Raw genomic sequence first — 1,230 nt, 5'->3', positions numbered from 1 at the left:
GCTCTGCGAGGTGGTGGCACCGTCCTCGATTCCGCGCGCACCCGGCCAGCGCATCAAGACCGACCGGCGCGATGCGCTGCTGCTGGCGCGCATGGCGCGTGCGGGCGAGTTGGCCGTCGTGCGGGTGCCCGACGAAGTGGACGAGGCGGTGCGGGACCTGGTGCGCGCACGCGAGGACGCGGTGCGCGAGCAGCGCAACGGCCGCCACCGCCTCAAAGCCCTGCTGCTGAGGAACGGCACGCCCTACAGCGGCAAGTCATCCTGGACAGCCGCCCACCTGCGCTGGCTCTCGGGCATCAAGCTGCCGCACTCGGCGCAGCAGATCGCCTTCCAGGAGTACCTGCACATGATCACCGAGGCCACGGCCCGCATCGCACGGCTGGAGCAGGCGCTGCGCGAGGCCTTGCCCGAGTGGCACCTGGCCCCGGTGGTGCAGGCGCTGCAGGCCCTGCGCGGGGTGCAGCTCATCGCCGCCATCACCCTGGTGGCCGAGTTGCAGGACTTCCTGCGCTTCGAGTCCCCGCGTCAGCTCATGGCCTATGTGGGCCTGGTGCCCGGGGAGCACAGTTCCGGCCCCAAGCGACGCCAGGGCAGCATCACCGAGGCAGGCAACGGCGCGGTGCGCCGCATGCTGGTGGAGGTGGCCTGGCACTACCAAGCCGGCCCGCGCGTGAGTCCCATCATCGCCAAGCGCCATGACGGGCTGCCTACCGCCATCACCGACATCGCCTGGAAGGCCCAGACCCGCCTGAACAGCAAGTTCAAGCGCTTGTTGGTCCGGCGCGTGATGAAGACCAAGGCCGTGGTGGCGGTGGCCCGGGAGCTCGCCGGCTTCGTCTGGGCCATCGGGCGCGAGGTGCAGACCTCCGGTTGGCGCGGCGCAGCCGACATCACCCCAGCCCAGGCCGTGGCGCCCTGAACCGCCAGGCAAGACCGCTCTTGGCCCCAGAACAGGAGACGCGAGAACCACACACCCACTCAGCGGCCGGACCGGGAACGCGGCGCAGCCACGGCCATCAAGGGAATCCTCGCAAACGTTATTGGTGAGCCGCCGACCGGCAACGATCAGCGCGCAATCTCAGCCCCTAGACCGAGGCAGCCCTGCGACGAACAATTGTCTTGCGGTACCCAACCCGCGCATATCAGCATGAGCAACCGTCGCGCATCCACATCGGGTGGCATCCAACGGGCTCCGTCGCGTTCCCCGTCCGGCAACGGGTTTGAATTCAA

Annotated in this window: 1 protein-coding gene; it reads left to right on the top strand. The window is 69.2% G+C overall.

The features are described 5' to 3' along the window. The coding region (locus tag M0L44_RS21955) for an IS110 family RNA-guided transposase (RefSeq protein ID WP_252772317.1) at positions 1-919 on the top strand (919 nt) is incomplete at its 5' end. Positions 920-1,230 lie beyond the last annotated feature (311 nt).

The sequence above is a fragment of the Ideonella oryzae genome (assembly GCF_024055665.1).
GTDB classification, from domain to species: Bacteria; Pseudomonadota; Gammaproteobacteria; order Burkholderiales; family Burkholderiaceae_C; genus Ideonella; species Ideonella oryzae.
The sequence above is the reverse complement of the archived record's forward strand: the minus strand, read 5'-3'. Positions and strand labels throughout refer to the sequence as shown.